General features: G+C 65.4%; 25 protein-coding genes. 5 read left to right on the plus strand and 20 right to left on the minus strand.

Features of this window, described 5'->3' with window-relative positions; all coding sequences use genetic code 11:
- The 3 genes from pspB to VMR39_RS03675 all read right to left on the minus strand — a co-directional run.
- Window positions 1–215: envelope stress response membrane protein PspB (gene pspB / locus VMR39_RS03665; protein WP_325414458.1), on the minus strand; the 215-nt coding region annotated here is incomplete at its 3' end.
- A gap of 3 nt (window positions 216–218) precedes the next feature.
- Window positions 219–887 carry a phage shock protein PspA gene (gene pspA / locus VMR39_RS03670; RefSeq protein ID WP_325414460.1) on the minus strand — a complete coding sequence of 223 codons (669 nt, stop codon included), beginning with the start codon at window positions 885–887 and terminating at the stop codon, window positions 219–221.
- A gap of 88 nt (window positions 888–975) precedes the next feature.
- Window positions 976–1,149 (minus strand): hypothetical protein, encoded by a 174-nt coding sequence (locus tag VMR39_RS03675; RefSeq protein ID WP_179044818.1) that lies wholly within the window; start codon window positions 1,147–1,149, stop codon window positions 976–978.
- 184 nt (window positions 1,150–1,333) lie between these two features.
- On the opposite strand from VMR39_RS03675, the gene pspF reads away from it, so the two are divergent.
- The gene (gene pspF, locus VMR39_RS03680) at window positions 1,334–2,368 is read left to right on the plus strand and encodes a phage shock protein operon transcriptional activator (RefSeq protein ID WP_325414463.1); all 1,035 of its coding nucleotides are present in this window, start codon (window positions 1,334–1,336) and stop codon (window positions 2,366–2,368) included.
- On the opposite strand, the gene VMR39_RS03685 is transcribed toward pspF, so the two are convergent.
- The 5 genes from VMR39_RS03685 to VMR39_RS03705 all read right to left on the minus strand — a co-directional run bounded on the left by VMR39_RS03685 (window position 2,365) and on the right by VMR39_RS03705 (window position 8,031).
- Window positions 2,365–3,780, minus strand: a complete 1,416-nt coding sequence (locus tag VMR39_RS03685) for a UdgX family uracil-DNA binding protein (RefSeq protein WP_325414465.1) — start codon at window positions 3,778–3,780, stop codon at window positions 2,365–2,367. The two genes, pspF and VMR39_RS03685, sit on opposite strands and share 4 nt — an antisense overlap.
- A 4-nt stretch (window positions 3,781–3,784) precedes the next feature.
- Window positions 3,785–4,255, minus strand: a complete 471-nt coding sequence (locus tag VMR39_RS03690) for a hemerythrin domain-containing protein (protein WP_325414467.1) — start codon at window positions 4,253–4,255, stop codon at window positions 3,785–3,787.
- A gap of 74 nt (window positions 4,256–4,329) precedes the next feature.
- The gene (locus VMR39_RS03695) at window positions 4,330–4,668 is read right to left on the minus strand and encodes a hypothetical protein (RefSeq protein WP_325414501.1); all 339 of its coding nucleotides are present in this window, start codon (window positions 4,666–4,668) and stop codon (window positions 4,330–4,332) included.
- Between the two features lie 85 nt (window positions 4,669–4,753).
- A complete protein-coding gene (locus tag VMR39_RS03700) occupies window positions 4,754–5,998 on the minus strand; it encodes a putative DNA modification/repair radical SAM protein (protein ID WP_325414469.1) in 1,245 nt (414 codons plus the stop codon).
- A gap of 164 nt (window positions 5,999–6,162) precedes the next feature.
- A complete protein-coding gene (locus tag VMR39_RS03705) occupies window positions 6,163–8,031 on the minus strand; it encodes a CHASE3 domain-containing protein (protein WP_325414471.1) in 1,869 nt (622 codons plus the stop codon).
- A gap of 141 nt (window positions 8,032–8,172) precedes the next feature.
- On the opposite strand from VMR39_RS03705, the gene VMR39_RS03710 reads away from it, so the two are divergent.
- Window positions 8,173–9,327, plus strand: coding sequence for an FAD-dependent oxidoreductase (locus tag VMR39_RS03710; RefSeq protein WP_325414473.1), 1,155 nt, complete (start codon window positions 8,173–8,175; stop codon window positions 9,325–9,327).
- A gap of 48 nt (window positions 9,328–9,375) precedes the next feature.
- Here VMR39_RS03710 and VMR39_RS03715 read toward each other — a convergent pair whose 3' ends face one another.
- The 3 genes from VMR39_RS03715 to VMR39_RS03725 form a co-directional block, all read right to left on the minus strand.
- Window positions 9,376–9,804 carry a TIGR01244 family sulfur transferase gene (locus tag VMR39_RS03715; RefSeq protein WP_325414475.1) on the minus strand — a complete coding sequence of 143 codons (429 nt, stop codon included), beginning with the start codon at window positions 9,802–9,804 and terminating at the stop codon, window positions 9,376–9,378.
- 224 nt (window positions 9,805–10,028) lie between these two features.
- Window positions 10,029–11,801: a DNA helicase RecQ gene (gene recQ / locus VMR39_RS03720; RefSeq protein WP_325414477.1), complete on the minus strand. Its 1,773-nt coding sequence runs from the start codon at window positions 11,799–11,801 to the stop codon at window positions 10,029–10,031.
- A gap of 356 nt (window positions 11,802–12,157) precedes the next feature.
- Window positions 12,158–12,478 (minus strand): hypothetical protein, encoded by a 321-nt coding sequence (locus VMR39_RS03725; RefSeq protein ID WP_325414479.1) that lies wholly within the window; start codon window positions 12,476–12,478, stop codon window positions 12,158–12,160.
- Window positions 12,479–12,514: 36 nt separating this feature from the next.
- Between VMR39_RS03725 and VMR39_RS03730 the strand changes: the two genes are divergently transcribed.
- Window positions 12,515–13,642: a serine hydrolase gene (locus tag VMR39_RS03730; protein WP_325414481.1), complete on the plus strand. Its 1,128-nt coding sequence runs from the start codon at window positions 12,515–12,517 to the stop codon at window positions 13,640–13,642.
- A gap of 19 nt (window positions 13,643–13,661) precedes the next feature.
- Here the strand turns inward: VMR39_RS03730 and VMR39_RS03735 are convergent, their stop codons facing one another.
- The 8 genes from VMR39_RS03735 to VMR39_RS03770 form a co-directional block, all read right to left on the minus strand.
- Entirely contained in the window at window positions 13,662–14,447 is a 786-nt protein-coding gene (locus VMR39_RS03735) for a PhzF family phenazine biosynthesis protein (protein WP_325414502.1), read from the minus strand.
- A 159-nt stretch (window positions 14,448–14,606) separates the two neighbouring features.
- A complete protein-coding gene (locus tag VMR39_RS03740) occupies window positions 14,607–16,388 on the minus strand; it encodes an SLC13 family permease (RefSeq protein ID WP_325414483.1) in 1,782 nt (593 codons plus the stop codon).
- Between the two features lie 300 nt (window positions 16,389–16,688).
- Window positions 16,689–17,786, minus strand: coding sequence for a chorismate synthase (aroC, locus tag VMR39_RS03745; RefSeq protein WP_325414485.1), 1,098 nt, complete (start codon window positions 17,784–17,786; stop codon window positions 16,689–16,691).
- Window positions 17,783–18,136 carry a DUF2442 domain-containing protein gene (locus VMR39_RS03750; protein ID WP_325414487.1) on the minus strand — a complete coding sequence of 118 codons (354 nt, stop codon included), beginning with the start codon at window positions 18,134–18,136 and terminating at the stop codon, window positions 17,783–17,785. Before VMR39_RS03750 ends, aroC begins: the two co-directional genes overlap by 4 nt.
- Window positions 18,129–18,368, minus strand: a complete 240-nt coding sequence (locus tag VMR39_RS03755; protein WP_325414489.1) for a DUF4160 domain-containing protein — start codon at window positions 18,366–18,368, stop codon at window positions 18,129–18,131. The genes VMR39_RS03750 and VMR39_RS03755 overlap by 8 nt, the downstream gene beginning before the upstream one ends.
- Before the next feature lie 5 nt (window positions 18,369–18,373).
- Window positions 18,374–19,180, minus strand: coding sequence for an enoyl-ACP reductase FabI (gene fabI, locus VMR39_RS03760; RefSeq protein WP_325414491.1), 807 nt, complete (start codon window positions 19,178–19,180; stop codon window positions 18,374–18,376).
- Window positions 19,177–20,142, minus strand: coding sequence for a YihY/virulence factor BrkB family protein (locus VMR39_RS03765; RefSeq protein WP_325414493.1), 966 nt, complete (start codon window positions 20,140–20,142; stop codon window positions 19,177–19,179). The genes fabI and VMR39_RS03765 overlap by 4 nt, the downstream gene beginning before the upstream one ends.
- Before the next feature lie 15 nt (window positions 20,143–20,157).
- Complete coding sequence (locus VMR39_RS03770) at window positions 20,158–21,084, minus strand: DnaJ C-terminal domain-containing protein (RefSeq protein ID WP_325414494.1); 927 nt, start codon at window positions 21,082–21,084, stop codon at window positions 20,158–20,160.
- A gap of 139 nt (window positions 21,085–21,223) precedes the next feature.
- Here VMR39_RS03770 and pdxH point away from each other — a divergent pair, with 139 nt between their 5' ends.
- Both pdxH and VMR39_RS03780 read left to right on the plus strand, forming a co-directional pair.
- On the plus strand, window positions 21,224–21,799 hold the full coding sequence (gene pdxH / locus VMR39_RS03775) for a pyridoxamine 5'-phosphate oxidase (RefSeq protein ID WP_325414496.1): 576 nt from the start codon (window positions 21,224–21,226) through the stop codon (window positions 21,797–21,799).
- 207 nt (window positions 21,800–22,006) lie between these two features.
- A complete protein-coding gene (locus VMR39_RS03780) occupies window positions 22,007–23,338 on the plus strand; it encodes a dicarboxylate/amino acid:cation symporter (protein ID WP_325414497.1) in 1,332 nt (443 codons plus the stop codon).
- Window positions 23,339–23,401: 63 nt separating this feature from the next.
- Here the strand turns inward: VMR39_RS03780 and VMR39_RS03785 are convergent.
- A partial coding sequence (locus VMR39_RS03785; RefSeq protein ID WP_325414499.1) for a bestrophin family ion channel occupies window positions 23,402–23,723 on the minus strand: 322 nt, incomplete at its 5' end.

The raw sequence follows: 23,723 nt of genomic DNA on the forward strand, positions 1-23,723 counted from the left end.
CGGAAATCGGGGTTGTCGGCGGCGACGATCCGTTCGACCGTCTGGAGCCGTTCTTCGAGGCGACGGGCGAGAAGGTGGAGATCGTCCAGCAGCTTCTCATCCTCGTCGGTGATCTTGGGCGCCTGCTTCCACTTGGTGACATAGTGGAAGATTAGCCAAGGCATGCCGATGAACAGCATGCCGCAGACCATGATGGGCAGGAATACGTCTTCCATGGATCAGGCTCCCTTGTTCATGGAGGCCTTGAGCGCGGCGAGATCGGCATCGACCTTGTCGGCCGACTTCAGCTCCGCAATCTCTTCCTCCAGCGTCTTGGGCTGGCCGCCCAGCGCCATGGCGTCGGCACGCCCTTCCGCGACGTCCACGCGGCGTTCCAGCATGTCGAAGCGGGCAAAGGCCTCGTTGACCTTCTCGCCGGCATAGGCTTCGCGGACGCGCAGGCGGCTTTCGGCGCTCTGCATGCGGGTGACCAGGCTGTTCTGGCGTGCGCGGGCTTCGCGCAGCTTGCCTTGCAGCTTGGCGATATCGGCTTCCGACGCGGCCAGCGCCTCGTCGAGCGTCTCGATCTCGTGATTGAGCTGTTCGGCCATGTCGGCAGCCTTCTGGCGTTCGACCAGCGCGGCCTTGGCCAGATCCTCGCGGTCCTTGCTCAGCGCCAGCTGCGCCTTTTCTGTCCAGCTGTCCTGCAATGCGGTCAGCTTGGCGATATGGCGGCGCATCTCCTTCTGATCGGCGATGGTGCGGGCGGCCGACGCGCGGACCTCGACCAGCGTTTCCTCCATTTCGAGGATGATCATGCGGATCATCTTCGCCGGATCTTCCGCCTTGTCGAGCAGGTCGGTCACATTGGCGGCAATGATGTCGCGGGTGCGGGAGAAAATACCCATTTTAACGTCACTCCTGGTCGTATCTCGTTTTCAAGTGCCGGGGCGGGCGAGAGGGGGCATTCCCGCCCCGGCCGGGGTGTTGCGATCCTTACGCAAGATAGCGCAGGCTCGCGGGGGTGTCTTGCGTCGCGAGGACCGGGGTTTCGCTGGCGCGGGCCGGACCGACCGCCGAAAGGATCATGGTCGATCCAAACAGGACGGCTGCGATGGCGACCGACATCAGCTGACCGATTTCGCGAACGCTGTTGCTGTTCTTTTCCATTGTCTTACTCCCTGAACCTTGGCCTTCATGTGGTTCCGCGTTTCGATGCGGATTGCCCATAGCTTTGCAGGGGGCGTGCCAATTTGAGAAAAAAGGCGGATTTCCTTCATTTCCGGCTCATTTGGCACGACCAGATCATGATGCCGCTTGCCAAGAGGTGGGAAATTTCACCATAAGTTGGCGCATGGAGAAAAATACGCAGTTTGTTGGGCAATCCTTCGCCTTTCTCGATGCGGTCGAGCAGGCGGGCCGCGCGGCCGAACTCAACCGTCCGGTGCTGGTGATCGGCGAGCGCGGGACCGGCAAGGAACTGATTGCCGAGCGCCTGCACCATCTGTCCCCCCGCTGGGGCGAGCCGCTGATCGTGATGAACTGCGCCGCCCTGCCAGAGACGCTGATCGAGGCGGAACTGTTCGGCCATGAACAGGGCGCCTTCACCGGCGCGACCAAGGCGCGGCCGGGCCGGTTCGAGGAGGCCGACGGCGGTACCTTGTTCCTCGACGAACTGGGCACGCTGTCGATGGCGGCGCAGGAGCGGCTGCTGCGCGTCATCGAATATGGTGAGGTCACGCGGATCGGCGCGTCGCGGCCGGTGATGGTCGATGTCCGCATCGTCGCGGCGACGAACGAGGATCTGCCCGCCGCCGCCGACGCCGGGCGCTTCCGCCCCGACCTGCTGGATCGGTTGAGCTTCGAGGTCATCACCCTGCCCCCGCTGCGCGCGCGCGAGGGCGACGTCGCGGTGCTGGCCGATCATTTCGGGCGGCGCATGGCGGCGGAACTCAATTGGCCGCAATGGCCGGGCTTTGCGGCAGCCTGCGCGGCGGAACTGGAGGGCCATGGCTGGCCCGGCAATGTGCGCGAACTGCGCAATGTGGTGGAGCGAGCGGTCTATCGCTGGGACGAGCCGACGCGGCCGATCAGCCGCCTGACTTTCGATCCGTTCGCATCGCCGTGGAAGCCGCGGCCCTTGATGCCCAAGGCGGCGGTGGACTCTTGCGCCGGTAGCGCGCCGGCTGCGTCAGCGTCTGCTGCGCCGACGACGGTCTTTGAAGAGATAAACGACCTGCGCACCGCCGTGGACGCGCATGAGGCGGCGATCATAAGGGCGGCGCTGGACCGCTTTCGCTATAATCAGCGCGCGACGGCCAAGGGGCTGGGCCTGACCTACGACCAGCTACGCCATTGCATGAAGAAGCATGGATTGAGCGCGGGTTAGACCAGCGCCCTCGCCCTTTCGCCAATCACCCGCAATTCCTCCACGAAGCGCGCACGCTCCTCGGCCGCTTTTGCGGCATCGGGCAAGCGCAGCAAATAGCTGGGGTGAACAGTCACCCAGCCTTCGGCTCCTGATTCCAGCGCGATTGCCTGCCCGCGGGTGCGGCTGATCGTTACCGCCTTGCCGAGCATCGCCCGAGCCGCCGTAGCCCCCAGCGCGACCACCAGACGGGGCCGGAGAATGTCCAGTTCCTGCGTCAGCCACCAGCGGCAGGCCTGCACCTCGCCGGCGTCCGGCGTCTGGTGGATGCGCCGCTTGCCGCGCAACTCATATTTGAAATGCTTGACCGCGTTGGTCACATAGGCGCGGGCGCGATCCACGCCCGCCTCGGCCAGCGCCTCATCGAACAGTTGTCCGGCTGGTCCGACAAAGGGGCGGCCCGCCAGATCCTCCTGATCGCCGGGCTGTTCCCCGATGAAGAAGAGCGGCGCATTGAGCGGGCCTTCGCCGAAGACGGTCTGGATCGCATCGCGGTGGAGCGGGCAGCGGGTGCAATGCATCGCCTCGGTACGCAGCGCATCCCAGGCGGCGGCGCTGTTGGTCGGACGGGCCGGCGGCGCCTTGGGCGCAGTGGCGATCATGGCCGCCTCCCGCCGTTGCGCGCCGGCGACGAGGTCGGGGATGAGCGCGGCTTCGGGCAGGTTACGCCAATATTTTTTCGGCATTTCCGACAGCATCGCCCCGGTCTTGAGCCGGGCAGGATTGAAGATCGCGGCATAATAGCCCTTCCACAGCGCCTCGACCGGATCGCCGTCCGGCGCATCCTGACGAGTGGCGCCCGGCCCCTCGCTCAACGCTTCCCCGTCCCAATGGATGCTCAATTCCGGCGTCAGTATCGACCAGCGCATTGTCGCGAACCGGCGGACGAAGAAGCCCGCATTGACGCGGACGATATGATGGTCCGGCTCGAACCAGGCGACAAAGCGCAATGCATCCCCCTCCCCGACCTCGCGGAAACGGACGAAGGCGCGCATCTTGTGGATATCGCGCCGCACCGCCCTGGCCAGCGCATCGACGCGGCGGAGCAGTGGGTCCGCCTTGTCCTCCATCAGGCGGGGCCGGTCGCGCAGCCGGCAGAGCAGCGCATAGAGCAGCGCAAACCGTTCGGGATCGCGATGAAGGATGGCGGTCTGCGCGAGGTCGATGAAGGGGCGCGATACGGAAAAGCCACCGGCCACCAGGGGCGGTGGCAGGCCGGCATCGCCGAACAGATCAGCGCCGAACAGATCGGCCGGCGCGTCGCCGACCTGCCAGACGATATCGGCCGGATCGACGCCCGCCATTGCCAGCCCCCGCGCCGCATTGCGCCACCCGTCGAAATCGTCGGGGGCGGACAATGCTACGCGGTGCATGGCATCAGTCTTCGGCTTGCGCACGCTCCAGTTCGGCGGGCTTGCGCTTGGCGAACAGCTTGCCGAGCTTTGCCTCCTCTTCCGCCGACAGATCCTTGGCGGCGGTGGGAAACATCTCCTCTTCCTCCTCCTCGATATGATGGAGGTAGCGCTTCTTCATCTCCGCGAACTTCTTGCGCCAGGCTTCGCCATTGAATTTGAGGTCGGCCAGTTCCTCCAGATAATCGTCGATTTCCTTGTGTTCGGAGACGCTGTGCTGCGCATCCTCGCGAAGGTCGGGGCGGGAGAGCATGGTGGCGTAGAGCGATTCCTCCTCGGCGGCCGCATGGGCCGTCACCTCCACCTTGAACTGTTCGAACAGCTTTTCCAGCCGTTCCTCGTTCTTTTCGCGTTCTGCATCCGCCATCTTGTCGAAAAGCTGGCGATGGGTGTCGTGATCCTGCTTCAGGCGATCGAAAATGCTGGCATCGGCCATGGTCCGTCCTCCTCGTTCGAGCAAGGACAACGACAGGCGCGACGATTGGCTCCGGCCGGTCGACCGAAGAAAGATCAGCCGAAGAAGAAGCGGTAGATGATCGCGACGGGAATCCAGAGCAGTGCGCCAACCAGACAGGCGCCCCAGAGTTGCAGCAGATCGCGGCGGAAGCGCAGCGCCAGCCCCCCCTGCGACAGGCCGCCCTGTTCCAACAGATGCCAGCGCCGCTCCAGCCCGCGCGCGGCCACGGCAAAACCGCCGATCGCAATGATGATGCCAAGATGCAGGGCGAGCGATCCGCCCATCTTGGCGACGATGAAGATCTGAAGCAGGCAGAAGGTGACGAGCGCGGCGGCGAGATGCGTGCTGATCCGCTTGGCATAACCGGTGCGCTTCTGCTCCCGACTGCCCATTGCCGATGCCAAGACCCCATACTCCTTATCTGACCCGTCATAAGAATTTCACGAACGACTCGCGCAATCAACCGGAAAATACGGATTAAGCGAAGAGTTCGAGCTGACGGACAGGCGGCGCGACGCAGGTGCGCAGGTCGATCCGGTCGACCAGCGCCGTGGGCCGCCAGTCCGCCGTGACGAGGAAAGGGCGCAGCTTGACGATGGAGGTGGTGAGGCGCGCGACATCCTCCAGCCGCAACCGGCGGTGGCGGCGGCTCATCAGGATGCGGTCGACCGCCTTCACGCCGAGGCCCGGCACGCGCAGCAGCGCCTCGCGCGGGGCGCGGTTGACGTCGACCGGGAAGGCGGCGCGGTGATTGAGCGCCCAGGCGAGCTTGGGATCGATGTCGAGCGGGAGGCACCCCGTTGCTGCGTCGGTCGCGGCGGCAATTTCCTGCGCGTCATAGCCGTAGAAGCGCATCATCCAGTCGGACTGGTAAAGGCGATGCTCGCGCAGCAGCGGCGGGCGCTTGAGCGGCAGCACGGCGCTGGGCGAGGGAATGGGGGAGAAGGCGCTGTAATAGACGCGGCGCAGCCGGTGGCGGTCGTAGAGGCTGCTCGCCCGCGTGATGATCGCCCGGTCGTCCGCCGCGTCGGCGCCGACGATCATCTGCGTCGACTGGCCGGCGGGCGCGAAACGAGGGGCGTGGCGATATTTGCGCCGCGCGTCGCCATGATCCTCCATCTCCGTCCGCAGCCGGCCCATCGCGCCCTCGATCCGCTTGCCGTCCTTTTCCGGCGCAAGCTGGCGCAACCCGCCTTCGGTCGGCAGCTCGACATTGATCGACAGGCGATCGGCATGGAGGCCCGCCTGATGCAGCAGGTCCGGGTCGGCGTCGGGAATAGTCTTGAGATGGATATAGCCGCGAAAATCATGATCTTCGCGCAGTGATCGCGCGACCTCCACCATCTGCTCCATCGTATAGTCGGACGAGCGGATGATGCCGGAGGACAGGAACAGCCCTTCGATATAGTTGCGGCGGTAGAAGCTGAGAGTAAGGTCGACCACTTCCTTCGCCGTGAAGCGGGCGCGGCGCACGTCGCTCGACCGACGGTTGATGCAATAATGGCAATCGAAGATGCAGCTGTTCGTCAGCAAAATCTTGAGCAGGGAGATGCAACGGCCGTCGGGCGCATAGGCGTGGCAGATGCCCATGCCCTCGGTCGATCCGATCCCCTTGCCGCCGCGACTGTCGCGCTTCGTGGTACCGGACGAGGCGCAGGAGGCATCATATTTGGCGGCGTCGGCCAGGATTTCGAGTTTCTGCCGGGTGGACATCTGTGCCATGCGTTCCTGATATGTTCAGGAAGCAAGGCTGTCCACAACCTCCATCAAGACCTGCCCCTTGAGGCAGGTGTGAGGAGGAGAATGGGTGGGGAGCGGAGACTCCGCCCCGTTCGCCATGAGCATGTCGAAGGGCCGAACGGAGATCGGGCGCCCGCTCCTAGCCGTCAGCTGCCTTGATCTTCCTGATCCAGCACCTGCCGCACCTTGGTCGCCAGCTGGTCGAGGGTGAAGGGCTTGGCGATGAAGGCAACGCCCGGATCGAGCATCCCGTTATGGACGATGGCGTTGCGGGTATAGCCGGTGGTGTAGAGCACTTTGAGGCCCGGCCGCGTCGCGCGCGCGGTGTCGGCAAGCACCCGGCCGTTGATGCCGGGCATGACGATGTCGGTGAACAGCATGTCGATGCGCGGCTGGATCGTCAGCATTTCCAGCGCCTGTTCGCCATCCGTCGCCTGCACCACGGTGTAACCAAGCTCCCGCAGCGAATCGACCGACATGTGCCGAACGCGTTCCTCATCCTCGACCAGCAGGATGATTTCCTCACCCTGGGCGCGCGGCAGGCTGTCGGCGGTGGGCGCGGCATAGCCCACGGCATTTTCCTCGCCATAGTGGCGCGGCAGGTAGATCTTCACGATCGTGCCCTCGCCCGGCTCGGAATAGATTTTCACATGGCCGCGCGACTGTTTGACGAAGCCGAACACCTGGCTGAGGCCCAGCCCCGTGCCCTTGCCCACGCCCTTGGTGGTGAAAAAGGGGTCGAAGGCGCGCTCCACCACGTCGGCGGGCATGCCGGTACCGCTGTCAGCCACCGACACCATGACATATTGGCCCGGCGTCACGTCGCCATGGGTCGCAGCATAGGCGTCATCGAGGTGAGCGTTCGCCGTCTCGATCGTCAGCCGCCCGCCACCCGGCATGGCGTCGCGGGCGTTGACGCAGAGGTTGAGAATCGCATTTTCCAGCTGGTTGGCATCGATGCTCGCGCGCCAGAGGCCGCCCGCCAGTACGGATTCCACGCGCATATCCTCGCCGATCGTGCGGCGGAGCAGTTCGGACATACCGCCGACCAGCTTGTTGACGTCGGTGGGCTGGGGATCGAGCGGCTGCTGGCGCGAGAAGGCGAGAAGGCGCGAGGTCAGCTGCGCCGCCCGCTGGGCGCCCTCGGTCGCGTTGTCGATGCCCTTGATCACCCGCAGGTCGACATCCTCACCCAGTCGCCGTCGCGCCATGTCGAGCGAGCCGATGACGATCGCCAGCATGTTATTGAAGTCATGCGCGATACCGCCGGTCAGCTGGCCGATCGATTCCATCTTCTGCACCTGGCGCAGCTGCGCCTGTGCCTCCTCGCGCTCCTGCACCTCCGCGACCAGCCGGTCATGGGTTTCGCTGAGCGCCTGACGGCTCTGCATCGCCTCGGTCGTGCGGCGCCGGGCGGTGCGCAGGGCGATCAGCCCCAGGATGATGACCAGCGCGGCACTGAGTGCCAGCCCGGCGGTGACCATGGTGCTGAGCCGGCTCGCCTCGACGCTGCGCCGGTGCAGCAGTTGTTCCTCGCTGGCCTTCATATGCGCGATATGGGCTCGGATTTTCGCGGTCAGCGCCAAGCCGGGATAAAAGGCCTGTTCGGGCAAGGACCGGCCCTCCCGCTTGCGATCGATCCCGGTCTGGAGCAGGTCCAGCCGGTCGCCGATCATGTCCCCCAGCGTATCGACCGCCCTTAGCTGCGCTTCATTGTCATGCACATCCTCGCGCAGTGCGCGCCATTCCTGACGCCAGTTCGCGCGGAAATCCTCATAGGGCACGAGAAAATCGGCCTGTCGGGTGAGCATATAGCCGCGCTGGCTGCTTTCCGCCTCCAGCACGCGCGACAGCAATATCGACAGCCGGTTTTCGACCCGCAACGTATGCGTGACCCAGGCGATTTCGGCCTGCTGGCCACGATAGAGCCAGGATGTCCCGCTGACCGCCGTCACCACGACGACCAGGGCGAACAACAGGATGACTATCGACCGTTCGGGGCGTAGCGCGGGCATGGCGCATGTCATCCGTCATTCGCGATGGCAGGGCAAGCCCCTGTAGAACAAGGCTTGTACGACAGGGAGCGTCCGCGCATGTTTGCGGATCGGCGGCCCTGCTTCGTTGGACGGGCAGGTGGAGTACGGGGGGAGCGGACAATGGACCGGCGGGCGTTTCTCGGAACCATGATGGGCGGGGCGGGCGCCCTGTCGCTATCGACGATGGCAAGGAGCGCCCTGCCCTTCGATCCCTTTGCCGGCGTGGAGCCGATCCGGGCGACGCCGGACCGTATCTTTCGCACCACCGTCTGCCTGCGCCCCTTCCGCGCCGCCGGTCCGCGCATCGAGGTGGAGGAAGTGGGCCGCAAGCGGGTCGTGCATAATTATGGCCATGGCGGCAGCGGCTGGTCGCTGAGCTGGGGATCGGCGGAGGTCGCGGTCGGCATGGCGCTGGCCGACGGGGTGCGCGACGTGGCGGTGATCGGCGCAGGTGCGCTGGGCATCACTGCCGCGCTTACCGCACAGCGCGCCGGGGCCAATGTCACCATCTATGCCAAAGAGCAATTCCCGCATGTCCGCTCCGCCCGCGCCACCGGCACCTGGTCGCCCGACAGCCGCGTGGCGATGGAAAAGGCGGTCGATCCGGGCTTTGCCGACCGGTGGGAGGCGATGGCGCGCAGTTCCTTCGCGACCTATCAGGGCTATCTGGGCCTGCCGGGCGATCCGGTGGAATGGACCGACCGCTATATGCTGTCCGACACGCCTTTCGGCCAGCGCCCGATGACGACGAAGCCGATCCCGGAACGAGCCGACGATTTCCTGCATCTCGAAAGCCGGCTGCGCGACATCATGCCGCGGTCGGTGGAGATGGCGCCGGGCACGCACCCGTTCCGCCCTGCCTTCGTGCGGCGCAACAGTTCGCTGACCTTCAACGTCGCCGATCTGGCCCATCAGCTGACCAATGATTTCCTGATCGCCGGCGGCCGGATCGTGCCGATGGAGTTTCACGAACCCGGCGACGTCACCCGGCTGAAGCAGAAGGCGATCATCAACTGCACCGGCTATGGCGCGCGGACGCTGTGGCGGGACGAGAGCATCGTGCCGGTGCGCGGCCAGATCGCCTGGCTGATCCCGCAGGCGGGGGCGACCTATGGCATCTATTATGGATCGCTGTCCATGCTGGCCCGGCGCGACGGCATCGTCGTGCAGGAGGTCGGGCAGGACGAGTGGTATGGCTATGGCGACGCCAATGAACAGCCCGACCACGAAGCCGCCGCGCAATCCGTGCGGCAGCTGGCGCAGTTCTGGGCGTAAGAGTTTGTCTGGAGATACGCCTTCCGGCGCATGACCGCACCAGCCCCTTTATTGGGGCGTCAGAGCGTCCATGATCTGGCGGACCGGGCTGATGTCGTAGCCGGCCGCCGCCGCCTGCGCGGAGAGGACATCGGCATTGTCGCCGGCGCGCGCGCGGGTCAGCGCCCAGAGCAGCGTGCTGCGCGTGCCCGACCGGCAATAGGCAAGCACCTTGCCCTCTCCCGCCTGCTCCAGCGCGCCGGCCATGCCGTCCAGCTGCCAGGGGGCAAAGCCGCCATGGGCGACCGGCACGGCGACATAGGCGATGCCCGCTTCCTTGGCCGCCGCTTCGACCGCCGCGCCGTTGAGCTGGCCCGGCTCCTCATCATCGGGACGATTGTTGACGATGACGGTCACGCCTTGCGCCTTGGCCTCCGCCACCTGATCGAGGCTGATCTGGGGGGAAACGAGGATGCGGTCGGTGAGCTTGCGGAACATGGGCTTCTCCTTTTGCCGGAGCCATGCGCCGGGCAGGCCGGGGTTTCAAGCCATTTGGCTGACAGCACAGCGGCGAAAATAGGATTTCCCATGCTTAACTTCGCACATTTCCCGCAAATTTCGACATTATATTTCCTATCTGGAAAATATAATTTCAAAGTCCTGCCTCGGTGTCGCCACCATAGCAGGCGCACCCCCGATAGGACAGGAAACGCGGCCTGCGGTCAGAGAAAAGGCCGGATCGCGTCCAGGAAGGCATCGCCCCAGGCGTCCAGCTTCTTCTGGCCGATGCCGCTGATATGGCTCATCTCGCGGATGCTGGACGGGCGCTGCTCGGCCATTTCGCGCAACGTCGAATCATGGAAGATGACATAGGGCGGCACGCCTGCCTCCTGCGCCAGTTCGCGACGGCAGGTACGCAGCGCGTCGAACAGCGGATCGCCGACCGGATTGGCATCCGCGCCGTTGCGGGCGCTGCGCCTGGTGCGCGTGCGCCGGGGCGGAACGAGAATGCGCACCTCCTCCTCCCCGCGCAGGATCGGCCGGGCATTGGGACCGAGCATCAGCCCGCCATGCTCGGTCGTCTCCAGCGCGTCGCGCACCAGCAGCGCGCGCGACACGGGACGCAACAGGGTCGTCTCGTCGCCATCGACGATGCCATAGACCGAAATCCGGTCATGGCCGCGCTCGCGGATCTTGTCGGTCGTGGCGCCGCTCAGCACCTGTTCGATATGGCCGGCGCCGAAACTCTGGCCGGTGCGATAGACGGCGGAGAGATATTTGCGCGCGGTTTCGGTCGCATCGACGCTGGCCGGGGGCGCCAGGCAATTGTCGCAATTGCCGCAAGTCGCCGGCGGGTCTTCGCCAAAGTGACGGAGCAATATGGCACGGCGGCAGGTCGCCGTTTCCACCAGTGCGCCCAGCGCCGATATGCGTGCGCGCTCGCCCTGCTGGCGGCTCTGCTCCAGTTCGGCGATGCGCATCCGGGCGCGGGCGAAATCCTCCGCGCCCCAGAAGAGATGCGCGACCGCCGGTTCGCCGTCGCGACCGGCGCGGCCCGATTCCTGATAATAGCCCTCGATCGACTTGGGCAGGCCGGCATGGGCGACGAAGCGCACGTCGGGCTTGTCGATGCCCATGCCGAAGGCGACGGTGGCGACCATCACCATATCCTCGCTGGCGATGAAGGCAGACTGGTTGGCGGCGCGCTGCTGCGGGTCCATGCCGGCATGATAGGCGCGCACCGCTCTGCCGCCACGCCCCAGCGTTTCGGCCAGTTTCTCGGTCGCGGCGCGGGTCTGGGCATAGACGACGCCCGGCCCCTTTTCGGTGGCAAGCAGATCGGCCAGCTGGCGCGACAGGCCGTCGCGGGGGTGGACGGCATAGCGGATATTGGGCCGGTCGAAGCCCGAAATGATGAGGCCATCGTCGGGAATGCCGAGCTGGACGAGGATGTCCTTGCGCGTGTGCGCGTCGGCCGTCGCGGTGAGGGCGAGGCGCGGAACGGCGGGAAATTCGTATAGCAGCGGGCGCAGCAGCCGATAGTCGGGGCGGAAGTCATGGCCCCATTCGGACACACAATGGGCTTCGTCGATGGCGAAGAGCGCGACCTTGGTGGAGCGCAGCAGGTTGCGGAAATTTTCCTGACTGGCGCGTTCGGGCGCGACATATAGGAGGTCGAGGTCGCCGCCCCGGAGCCGATCCTGCGTCTCGCGCCAGTCGGCATCGACGCTGGTGAGGCTGGCGGCGCGGATGCCGACCGCCTGCGCCGCGCGCAACTGGTCGTGCATCAGAGCGATCAGCGGCGACACGACCACGCAGCAGCCGTCGAGCGCCACGGCAGGGAGTTGATAGCAGAGCGACTTGCCCGCGCCGGTCGGCATGATGGCGAGCGTCGGCTGGCCCGCCATGACGCGGCCCACGACCTGTTGCTGCACCCCGCGGAAGCTGGTGAAGCCGAAGATATCGTGGAGAAGCGTGGGGATGTCGCGCGCCATAAGAGGCGGCCTTAGCGACTGGAAGGCGGCGGGGCCAGCGTCATGAGGTTTTTGTGTGACGACGAGAGCATGGATTGTGGGTTGTTTGGGGACCATCCTCAACTTCGTCATCCCGGCGCACGCCGGGATCCAGGGCGGCGATAAACGACTTTGGATGCTGACTTTCGTCAGCATGACGGGAAAGGGTGAATTGCCTGCATTTCCAACGCTCGTCACCCCGGCCCTGAGCCGGGGTCCGGCTGCCTTAAAGGTTGGGCTTGGAGGAAGAAGGGGGATCCCGGGTCAAGCCCGGGATAACGTCGACTTAATGACTGCCTCTGGCCGTCAGTCGTGGGCACTAACGATCTTCCGCTCCCTCACCCTGCCGGATCGAGCAGGCAGCCCCAGCCGGGCCTGAAGCGCGCGGTGCGGCTGGCGATCAGGGGGACGCTGGCCTTGACGGCCTTTTCCTCCGGCAGGTCGGTCAGCCGGACCATTGCCATGCCCGGTTCCTTGTCCTGCTGGCAGCTGCCCATGGCGCGTCCTTCGACATAGCGGCAGGAACAGCCGATGCGCGCGCCGTAGGCCGTGCCGAGCCGCGCCCGCGCGCTGAGACTCGTCCAGTGCCAGGCGAGCGCGCCCGATACCACCAGGCCGATCAGCACGGCCGCCATCCACCATTTCCGCCGAACCGCCATGGTTCTTTTTCCCGCTCATGTGTAAGGCGCCGGCTTATGCAGATCGACAGCCGAATCGTAAAGCGCCTTGGGGTGGGCGCCGGCATCGCCGCGCTGGTGGTCGCGGGGGCGCTGGCCGGGCGCGCGGCGCAGCAAGGGCCGGAACCCGTCTACAGCGTCGCGTCCGACGCAGTGGTGGGCGAAAGCGCGCTGCGCGGCGCGATCGATCCGCTGTTCGACGACGACGTCATGGGCCAGACCCGCGCGCTGGTCGTGATGCGCGACGGCAAGGTGATCGCGGAACGCTATGCGCCGGGCTATGGCCCGGACACGAAGCTGCTGTCCTGGTCGATCGCCAAGAGCGTGACGGCGGTGCTGGTGGGGCTGATGGTCGCCGACGGCCGGCTGGCGCTGGACGCGCCCGTGCCGGTGGAGGCGTGGAGCCAGCCGGGCGACCCGCGCGGCCGCATCACGCTGCGCCAGTTGCTGACGATGAGTTCGGGCCTGGATCATGTCGAAGATGGCGATCCCCAGCCGGACGGCGACACGGTGCGGATGCTCTTCACCGACGGCGCACAGGACATGGCGGATTATGCCGAGGCCAAGCCGCTGGCCCATGCGCCGGGCGAGAGCTTCGCCTATTCGACCGGCAGCACGATGATCCTGTCCGACCTGATGACGCGGATGCTGACCAGCAGCCCGCATCCCGATGTGCGGCGGCGGGCGATGCAGATGTTCATCGACGGGCGGCTGAAGGCGCCCGGCAAGCTGCCCAGCCTGACGCCGGAATATGACGCGACCGGCACGATGATCGGCGGCAGCATCCTGCACATGACGGCGCGCGACTATGGCCGTTTCGGCGACCTGCTGCGCCGCCGGGGACGGTCGCCGAGCGGGCACCAGATCCTGCCGGAAAAATGGATCGACCTGATGACCACGCCGTCGCGCCGCAATCCGGCCTATGGACTACATATCTGGCTGAACCGCGACAGCAGCGAAAGCGCGCTGATGCCGGGGCAGGCGCCCGAGAGCCTGTTCGGCTGCGTCGGGCATAATGGGCAATATATCCTCATTTCCCCGTCGCAGCGGCTGACGGTGGTGCGGATCGGCATGTCGCCCGACAAGGAACAGCGCCGCGCGGTGCGCGGGGCGCTGGCCAAGCTGACGGGGCTGTTTCCGGGCTAAAAGCAAACCTCCACTGAAGTTATAAGTAAAAGCGCCCCTCTATCACGGTGCGGCAGGCGCCGGTCAGGATGACGCGATCGTCCGCGAGGGTGCAGCCCAGCCGGCCGCCGCGCGCCGAGGCCTGAAAGGCGCTGATCTGCGTCTTCCCCAGCCGCTCCGCCCAGAAAGGGGTGAGCAGGCAATGGGCCGAGCCGGTGACGGGATCCTCATCCACACCGCCGCCGGGCACGAACACGCGGCTGACGATGTCGCTGTCCTCGCCCGGCGCGGTCGCGATCAGCATGATATCGCCCAGCGCCCCGAGCGCGGCATAGTCGGGCGCCAGCGCCCGCACGGCCGCTTCGTCAGGGAAAAGGAAGAGGCTGTAGCCACCGTCGCGCCAGTGCGATTCGACCGGCTGGCCGCCAAGACCTGTCGCAAGATCGGGCAGTGGCGTGGGGGACATGCCCCATGCGGGAAGCGACAGGGCATAGCCGTCGTCCTCACGCGACACCGTCAGGATGCCGGCATGGCGGGTGCGGAAGCGGACCCGATCGCCCTCCATCAGCACATGGCCGCTCGCCAGCGTGGCATGGCCGCACAGCTTGACCTCCACTGCGGGGGTGAACCAGCGCAATTCATAGTCCGCCTCCGGATCATCGGGCGTCGGCACGGTGAAGGCGGTTTCGGAGAGGTTGTTCTCCTCCGCAATGGCCTGAAGCGTCGCGTCGTCAAGCCAGGCGTCGAGCGGTATCACCGCAGCGGGATTGCCGGAGAATGGCGCGTCGGCGAAGGCGTCGACCTGGGTGAAGGCCAAGCTGAGCATCGGGCTGGTCATGGTGCTGTTCCTTGTCATTTCCCCTCTGATGCCGCGCATGCGGAAGCGCGAACAGGGCCGGCGCTGCCGGATTGGCCGTTGGGTGGCCGGGTGGGAGAGCGGGCCGGTGCGGTAGATTCGGCTGCTGCCGGATTTCCAGACAGACCCTTATCCCAGCATGACCAGCGCGCTGCACACCGCCAGCCCCACGACGATATTGATCGGCACGCCGATGCGCACGAAATCGGCGAAGCGATAATCGCCGGCGGCATAGACAAGCGCGTTGGTCTGATAACCTATGGGCGTGGCGAAACAGGCCGATGCGCCGATCATCAGCGCGATCACCAGCGGACGCGCATCGACGCCCAGTTGCTGCGCCAGCGCGATCGTGATGGGCGTGAGCAGGGCCGCCACCGCATTGTTGCTGAGCAGTTCGGACAGCAGCAGCGAGAAGAAATAGATGAGGAAGACAAGCGCCCATTCCGGCGCATGCTGGAGCAGCGGCGTGACCCAGCCGACCATCAGCGCGACGCTGCCCGCCTGTTCCAGCGCCAGCCCCACGGCCAGCATGGCAAAGATCAGGATCAGCACATCGCCGTCGATCGCGCCCCAGGCTTCTTCCGGGTCGATGCAGCGGGTGACGAGGATCAGGCCCACGGCGATGACGGCAGCCATGCCGATGCCCACCACGTCAAAGGCGGACAGAAGCACCGCGCCTGCCATGGCGGCGATGGCGATCCACGCCTTGCGCGGGCGGAAGGCACGGGTGCGGCTGACATCGACGCCGATCAGGTGCGGATTGTCCTTGAGCGCGCGCATCGCGTCGTCGCCGCCCGCGACCAGCAAGCGGTCCGCACCGCGTATGCGGGTTTCGGCCAGTTCCGGCCCCGGCATGTGGCGGGCGCGATGGATGCCGATGATGCGCACGCGCAGCGCATGGAGAAAGGGTATGTCGATCAGCCGCTCGCCGATGGAAGGATGGCTGGGCGCGATCATCGCCTCCACCACGGCGCCGTCCTGCGCACTGGTGCGCGAATCGGCGGCAACGCCGATCTCGAACCGACCAGATTCGCGCAGCGTCATGATTGCCGCGCCGTCCGCGCGGATGATCAGACGGTCGCCTGAATGCAGTTCCTCCTGCACCAGGTCCCGCCGCCGGATTTCACCGCCCCGCTTCAGCCCCAGCAACTGGACCGAGCGGCCGAACACGCCGAAGCTGCCGATTTCCCGCCCGATCGCCTCGCTGTCCTGCGGCACGATCAGTTCGGTGAGATAGTCCTGCACCGCACCGCCATCCTCGCCCGCGATGGAGGGCGGGTCGCTGGGCAGCAGGAAGGACAGGCAGACAAGCGCCACGATGCCGGCTGCCGCGCCCGCCGCGCCATAGGGGGTGATGTCAAAAATGCCGAACGGCGCCATGCCCTGATCGGCGGCGATGCCGGCCACCACCAGATTGGTGGACGTGCCGACCAGGGTGAGGCACCCGCCCAGCACCGCCACGACATTCATGGGGATGAGCAGCTTCTTGACCGGATAGCCGGTCGCCTGCGCCAGTTTGAACATGATCGGGATCAGCAGCACGACGACCGGCGTGTTGTTGAGAAAGGCCGAGAGCATCAGCGTGCCAAGCGCGACTTCGGCAAGGGCGAGGCGCGGATGACGTTGTGCGCGGGTCATGATGAGGTCCGCGACCCGGCCGATCACGCCGGTGCGGACCAGCGCGCCCGACAGGATGAACATCGCCCCCACGGTCAGCGGCGCGCTGTTGGAGAAGACCGAGAACATCGCCTTTTCATCGAGCAGGCCCAGAACGCCATAGGCGCAGGCGCCGACCACGGCGATCACGGTGGGCGAATAGCGTTCGCGCACGAAGGCGACGAACATGCAGGCGAGGATGAGGAGGCCGATTTCCGCGCGATAGATGCCGAGCAGCGCGGTGATGAAATGCATAGGTCGTTGGCCCCTGTTCGGTCGCGATGTCGCGTCCCTGACGGAGGTGAAACGAAATGGGCCAGCCATGGTTGCATGGCTGGCCCGTGTCGCGGCTGTCAGGGGACGCTTTGACCGTCAATCCGCGCTTTTTAATCGCAGCGTTTTTCGAGAAAAACGCTTTGACGCGTGGTGACGCTCCCCAGGCTTACGCTCTGCCGCTCGCCCTCCCGCGGGCGATGGATGTCATCCTATCGTAACAGGAGCGAGTCGTCTCGCGAATAATGAGCGTTGGGCGCAGAGACGGAGCGGTTCGGCGCGTCAGTCGCCGGAGAACCGCTCGCCACACTGGGCACGGTGGAGCAGCTTCTGGTCGGCCAGCACCAGCGCCATCATCGCCTCGACCACCGGGACGCCGCGAATGCCGACGCAGGGGTCGTGACGGCCCTTGGTGATGATGTCCGATGCTTCCCCTTCGCGCGTCACCGTCTCGACCGGGATCAGGATCGAGCTGGTGGGCTTGAAGGCGATACGGACCTTCACCGGCTGACCGGTGGAAATGCCGCCGGCGATGCCGCCCGCATGGTTGGCGAGGAATACCGGGCCGTCATTGGGTTGCTGGGGATTGGGGCGCATCGGATCGGCATTCTGTTCGCCGCGCAGGCGGGCGGCTGCGAAGCCATCGCCGATTTCCACGCCCTTGACCGCGTTGATGCTCATCATCGCGCTGGCCAGTTCGCTGTCGAGCTTGGCATAGAGCGGCGCGCCCCAGCCAGCCGGCACGCCGGAAGCGACGCATTCGACCACTGCGCCCAGCGACGATCCATCCTTGCGCGCATCGTCGACCAGTATTTCCCAGCGCTTCGCCGCTTCCGCGTCGGGGCAGAAGAAGGGATTCCGGCCGATCTGCGCCGGGTCGAAATTGGCCAGGTCGATGGCGTCGCCGCCGATCTCGCTGACATAGGCGAAGATGTCGACTTCGGGGATGACGAGCCGCGCGACCGCGCCCGCCGCCACGCGGCTGGCGGTTTCGCGCGCGGAGGATCGCCCGCCGCCGCGATAGTCGCGAAAGCCGTATTTCGCGTCATAGGCATAATCTGCATGGCCGGGGCGATAGGCCTTGGCGACGTCGGAATAATCCTTGGAACGCTGGTCGGTATTTTCGATCATCAGGCTGATCGGCGTGCCGGTGGTCCGGCCTTCGAACACGCCCGACAGGATGCGCACCTCGTCCGGCTCGCGGCGCTGGGTGGTGAATTTGGACGTGCCCGGCTTGCGCAGGTCGAGCCATGGCTGGATGTCCGCCTCGTTCAACTCCAGCCCCGGAGGGCAACCGTCGACCATGGTGCCGATCGCCGGGCCATGGCTCTCGCCCCAGGTGCTGAACCGGAACACGCGACCGAAACTGTTGAAACTCATTCTGCTGCTTCGCTATCCCAATCGGAGCCGAAGCGCTGCGCCATATAGCGTGCGCTGCCGAAGCGGCCGGCAAGCAGCCCTTCCACCGTCAGGTCGGCATCCAGTTCTTCCCAATGCAGCCCGAAGCCTGCACCTGCGATTTCGACGGTCTCCAACTGTTCGGCCGTCGCTTTTTCCAGCCCCTGCCCCAGCGTGGCCGGAAAAGAGAATGTTGCCCCACTCACCAGATCGATCACGACCTGCCCGGTGGACCGATCGTAACGGGCAGCGCGCGCACGCGGTTTGATCGCGAGATCGCGGTCGCCGCGCCTCACCGCCTCATCAAACTGCGCCTGGGTCAGTTCACCCATGGATAGCGTTCCACCTTTCGATCAGATCGTCCCGCTTTTCTCGCACAATCTCCAATGCGCGTCGACTCTCGCGCCGGTCGGCGCCGACGATCCTGACCACTTCCGGCATCCCATCGCGCCCGATCAGCGCAATCTTGGTTTCGCCGTCGCCGAACACATGAACATGCGGCGGCGGATGATCGTCGGTATAGATCACCACGCGCAGGCTGGCTTCGCGCAGGACCGTCGGCACGCGCCTTACTTGTCGAGCGCGATGTCGGGTGCGTCCTCGGCCTTCATGCCGATGACGTTATAGCCCGCATCGACATGGTGGATCTCGCCGGTCACGCCCGACGCCAGGTCCGACAGCAGATAGAGGCCGGCGCCACCCACATCCTCGATCGTCACGTTGCGGCGCAGCGGTGAGTTCAGCTCGTTCCACTTGAGGATATAGCGGAAGTCGCCGATGCCGCTGGCGGCCAGCGTCTTGATCGGGCCGGCGGAGATGGCGTTTACTCGGATATTTTCCGGGCCGAGGTCCATCGCCAGATATTTGACGCTGGTTTCCAGTGCAGCCTTGGCCACGCCCATGACATTGTAATGGGGGATGACCTTTTCCGCGCCATAATAGCTGAGCGTCAGGATGCTGCCGCCATTGGGCATCAACGCGCGGGCGCGCTTGGTGACGGCGACGAAGCTGTAGGCCGACACATTCATGGTCAGCAGGAAATTGTCGAGGCTGGTGTCGACATAGAGGCCGCGCAGCTCATTCTTGTCGGAAAAGCCGATGGCGTGGACGACGAAGTCGAGCGTGCCCCAACGCGCCTCGATCTCCGCAAAGGCCGCGTCAAGCTTGTCCATGTCGGTGACGTCGCAGTCGATCAGGAAATCCGATCCGACCTGCTCGGCCAGCGGCTTCACCCGCTTGGCCAGCGCATCGCCCTGATAGGAGAAGGCCAGTTCCGCGCCCTGGGCATGCAGCTGCCTGGCGATGCCCCAAGCGAGCGACTTGTCGTTCGCCAGCCCCATGATGAGCCCGCGCTTCCCTGCCATCAAGCCTGTCATTTTGTCGTTCCGTTCCCTTTGTCCTGCACGGCCCCGTTCGCTTCCTCTTCGGGGAATTCCGCCAGCGCCGCGTTCAATTCCGCGCCAATTACCACGCCAAGCCCGACGAGAAAGAAAAAAATGAGGGTAATCATCACGCCCGCCAGGCTGCCATAGGTGCGGCCATAGCCGCCCAGCAGCGACAGGGTCGGCGGCAGCAGCATGGTCGTGCCATACCACCAGAAGGCGGTCGCGACCGCGCCCGGCCATTTGGGGAAGCGGCGATCCTTGTAAAGCGTCGGCGTCAGCGCGACGAACAACGACCAGAGCGCGACGCATATGATGCCCATCGGCACCAGCTTCGCAGAGGCGACCAGCGCGATCGCCTCGTCCGCCCAGGGCAGGATCTGATGAAGAAACTGGTCGACGCCCGTGATCGCCACCTGAAGCGAGAAGGCAAACATCACCGCGAAGACGCTGGCGAGCGTGATGCCGATCGCGCCCAGCCGGTAGCGCCAGAAAGGCTTGGTGCTTTTCGTGCCATAGGCGCGGCGGAGAATGTCGCGGATCGTCTCGATCAGGCTGCCCACGGTCCAGAGACCGACGAGACCGCCAAGCCAGAGCAGCGGGCCGGACCGGGCGGTCAGTACATCGCTGATCGGCTGGCGCACGACATCGGCGACCCCGCGGGGGACGGTGGTGAGAAAGGCGTTCACCGCCTGCACCCCATCCTCGGTCCGGCCGAAGATGCTCGCCACCGCCGCCGCGACGATGAAGAAGGGGAAAAGCGTCATCAGCGACAGATAGGCCAGGTTTCCGGCATGGATGAAGCCGTCGCTATAGGTGCCGACCGCGACGCGCTTCATCACCTCGAAGACATGCGATCCCGGCCGGACCCGGTTCATCTGCCGGTGGAAATGGGCGCGCGCCTCCTGCGCCATCTGGCGGCGCTGCTCGGGCGAAAGGGGCGAAGGCATCGGCATTCGCGCCCTAACGCATCAGACGCCCAGATGGGCGCGCACGGCCCTCTTGTCCTGCCAGCTATCCACCAGCTGCTGGATAGCCGGATCGTCGGCGGGCACGTCGATCTGGAGCGTGACGAGCTGGTCGCCGCGCTGGCCATCCTTGCCGACGAAGCCCTTGCCGCGCAGGCGCAGCGTCTTGCCGGAGGTGGCGCCGACCGGCACGCCCAGCATCACCGGGCCGTCGACCGTTGGCACCTTGACCTTGCCGCCCTTCACCGCCTCGCCCAGCGTGATCGGCAGATCGAGCAGGACATTGTCGCCGTCGCGCGTGAAATAGGGATGCGGCTTTACATCGATGGTGACGATCGCGTCGCCCGCGCCGCCCGGTCCGGCCTGCCCCTTGCCAGAGAGACGCATCTGCGTGCCGCTCTCGACCCCCGCGGGCAGTTTCAGGTCGATGGTCTTACCATCCTGAAGCGTGATGCGCTGCGGGCTGAGCGTCGCGGCGTCGACGAACTGGACGGCGAGCCGGTAATTGACGTTCGCGCCCTTTTGTGGCGGCGCCTGTCGTCCGAACCCGCCGAAGCCACCGCCGCCTGCCGCGCGACGTCCACCGCCGCCACCGAACAGCCCTTCGAAAATATCGCCGAAATCGGTGCCGCCCGTGTCGAAGCCCCCGCCGGGCTGGCCACGATAACCGCCGCCACCGCCGCCACCGAAGCCGAAGGGCGCGGTCGGATTGCCCTCGCCATCGATCTCACCCCGGTCGAAGCGGGCGCGCTTGTCCTTGTCGGACAGAAGATCATAGGCGTTGGTCGCGGCCGAAAATTTCTCCGCCGCCTTGGGATTGTCCTTGTTCCGGTCCGGATGCAGCTCCTTGGCCAGCTTGCGATAGGCGGACTTGATCTCCGCCTCGCTGGCGCTGCGGGCTACGCCCAATGTGGAATAAGGATCGGCCATTCATCTACCTGTTGCACAAAAGCATCACTTGTGGACTATGTGGACGATTGAGCGCCGACATTCAAGTCGCACGCGACGCATCGTCAAGCGGGATTTCCCCTTATCGACAGCATAGCGTCCCTCACTTAAAAGAAAGGGCATGACCGATCCCATCGCCCTTTTCGACGAGTGGTACACGCAGGCGCGCGAAACCGAACCCAGTGACAGCAACGCCGTGACGCTGGCAACGGCCGACGCGCGCGGGCGACCATCAGCGCGAATGGTGCTGCTGAAGGGACATGGACCGGACGGTTTCCTCTTCTACACCAATTTCGAGAGCCGCAAGGCGCACGAACTGGCGGAAAATCCGCATGTCGCCCTGCTGTTCCACTGGAAATCGCTGCGCCGCCAGATACGGATCGAGGGGCCGGTCGCCCCGGTCGACGATGCCACCGCCGACGCCTATTTCGCTACGCGCAGCCGCGACAGCCAGCTCGGCGCCTGGGCGTCCGACCAGTCGCAGCCGCTGCCCGACCGGCAGACCTTCATGGACCGGTTCGACGAAGTCAGCGCCCGGTTCGAGGGCGGTCCGGTACCCCGCCCGCCGCACTGGTCGGGCTTTCGCGTCACGCCCCAGCGGATCGAATATTGGCAGGATCGCGCGCATCGGCTGCATGAGCGCCGCCTGTTCGAGCGGACGGCGGACGGCTGGTGCGAAGGCCTCCTATATCCCTGACCTTGGCCATGACCCTGGCCGTGACATTTGCCGTTACCACCAGCATGGACCCAAAAATCGGGGGCGGAAAGACGGTCCTGCTTCGTCTTTCATGATGCAGCTGGGTATGCGCGCCGATTGCGAGCGGCCCATGCGCCTGTTAGGTGTCGCCTGACAGACGTAAAAATAAGGCAGGGGCGCGTCTGCGGGCGGCCTTAGAGGAATTTGATGCGAAACAGACTGACGGCCTTCATCCTCATCGGCATGGTCCTGGGGGTGCTAACCGGCTTTGTGGCCAATCTCTGGGTTGGGGGCGACGAAACGCTGGCAAAGGATGTGGCGGGCTATTTCCACCTGCTGGCCGACATCTTCCTGCACCTGATCAAGATGATCATCGCGCCGCTGGTCTTTTCCACGCTGGTCGCGGGCATCGCGCATATGGGCGACAGCGCGGCGCTGGGCCGGATCGGCGGCCGCGCGCTTGCCTGGTTCATCATCGCCAGCCTGATCTCGCTGACGCTCGGCCTGATCTTCGTCAATTTCTTCGAGCCGGGTGCGGGCCTCAACCTCGTCCGGTCGGGCGCGGATTCGGGGGTGAGTACCGAAGCGCTCAACTTCCGTGATTTCATCCTGCATGTCTTCCCGACCTCCATGATCGGGGCGATGGCGGACAACCAGATCCTCCAGATCGTCGTCTTCTCGTTGTTCGTGGGCGTCGCGCTGACCGCCATCGGCGACAAGGGCAAGCCGATCATCACCGTCATCGAATCGATGGTCGAGCTGATGCTGCAGGTGACCGGCTATGTGATGCGCGTCGCGCCCTTCGCGGTGTTCGGCGCGCTCGCCTCGTCGGTGACGGTGCAGGGGTTGGGCGTGCTCAAGACCTATGGCGCGCTGGTCGGCGAATTCTACATTGCGCTGATCTGCCTGTGGCTGCTGCTGTTCGGCGCGGGCGCGATCTTCCTTGGCAAGCGGATGTTCAAGCTGATCCGCTATGTTCGCGAACCGATCCTGATCGCCTTCTCGACCGCCTCGTCCGAAGCGGCCTATCCCAAGATGCTGGAGCAACTCGACCGGTTCGGCGTGCCGCGCCGCATCTACAGCTTCGTGCTGCCGCTGGGCTACAGTTTCAACCTCGACGGGTCGATGATGTATGCGACATTCGCGACCATCTTCATCGCCCAGGCCTATGGCATCGACCTGCCGATCGCGACGCAGATCACCATCCTGCTGGTCCTGATGGTGACGAGCAAGGGCATCGCCGCCGTGCCGCGCGCATCGCTGGTCGTCGTCGCCGCGACGCTGGGCCAGTTCGACCTGCCGGTCGAGGGCGTGGCCTTCATCCTGGCGGTCGATCATTTCATGGACATGGGCCGCACCGCCACCAACGTGCTGGGCAATGCCATCGCGACGTCGGTCATCACCAAGTGGGAGGGTATGCTGGAAGTCGAGGAACCGATCGACGTCCCCCATCCCAAGGCGCCAGCGCATACGCCCGCCCATGGCCGCGCCGGACTTGAACTGGCATCCGACATGGTGGACGACAACCGGAAGGAGTGACCGCTTCCCGGCCTGCCGAATTGAAAAAGCCTCCGTTCCCATCGAACGGAGGCTTTTTTCCTTTTACCACAAGACTCCGCGCACCGGCTTGGCCGGTTCGGGCGCCGGGTCGCCGATCGACTGGAGCAGATCGATCTCGATCGTGCGGCACATGGCGGTCAGCGGCACGTCATGCACGCTGTCGGCAAAGGGATCGGTCAGATCGTCGCCGATCCGCAGCACCGCGATGAACATGAGGCCCGCGACCGTCGACCCCAGCGGCGTGGCGAAGCCCAGCGATTCGACCAACCCGATCGGCAGCAGGATGCAAAACAGATGCGTGAAGGCGGTCGGGATGAAGCGATACTGGAAGGGCAAAGGCGTGTTCTTCAGCCGCTCCATGCCG

The sequence above is a fragment of the Sphingobium sp. genome, from assembly GCF_035511395.1.
Lineage (GTDB): Bacteria > Pseudomonadota > Alphaproteobacteria > Sphingomonadales > Sphingomonadaceae > Sphingobium.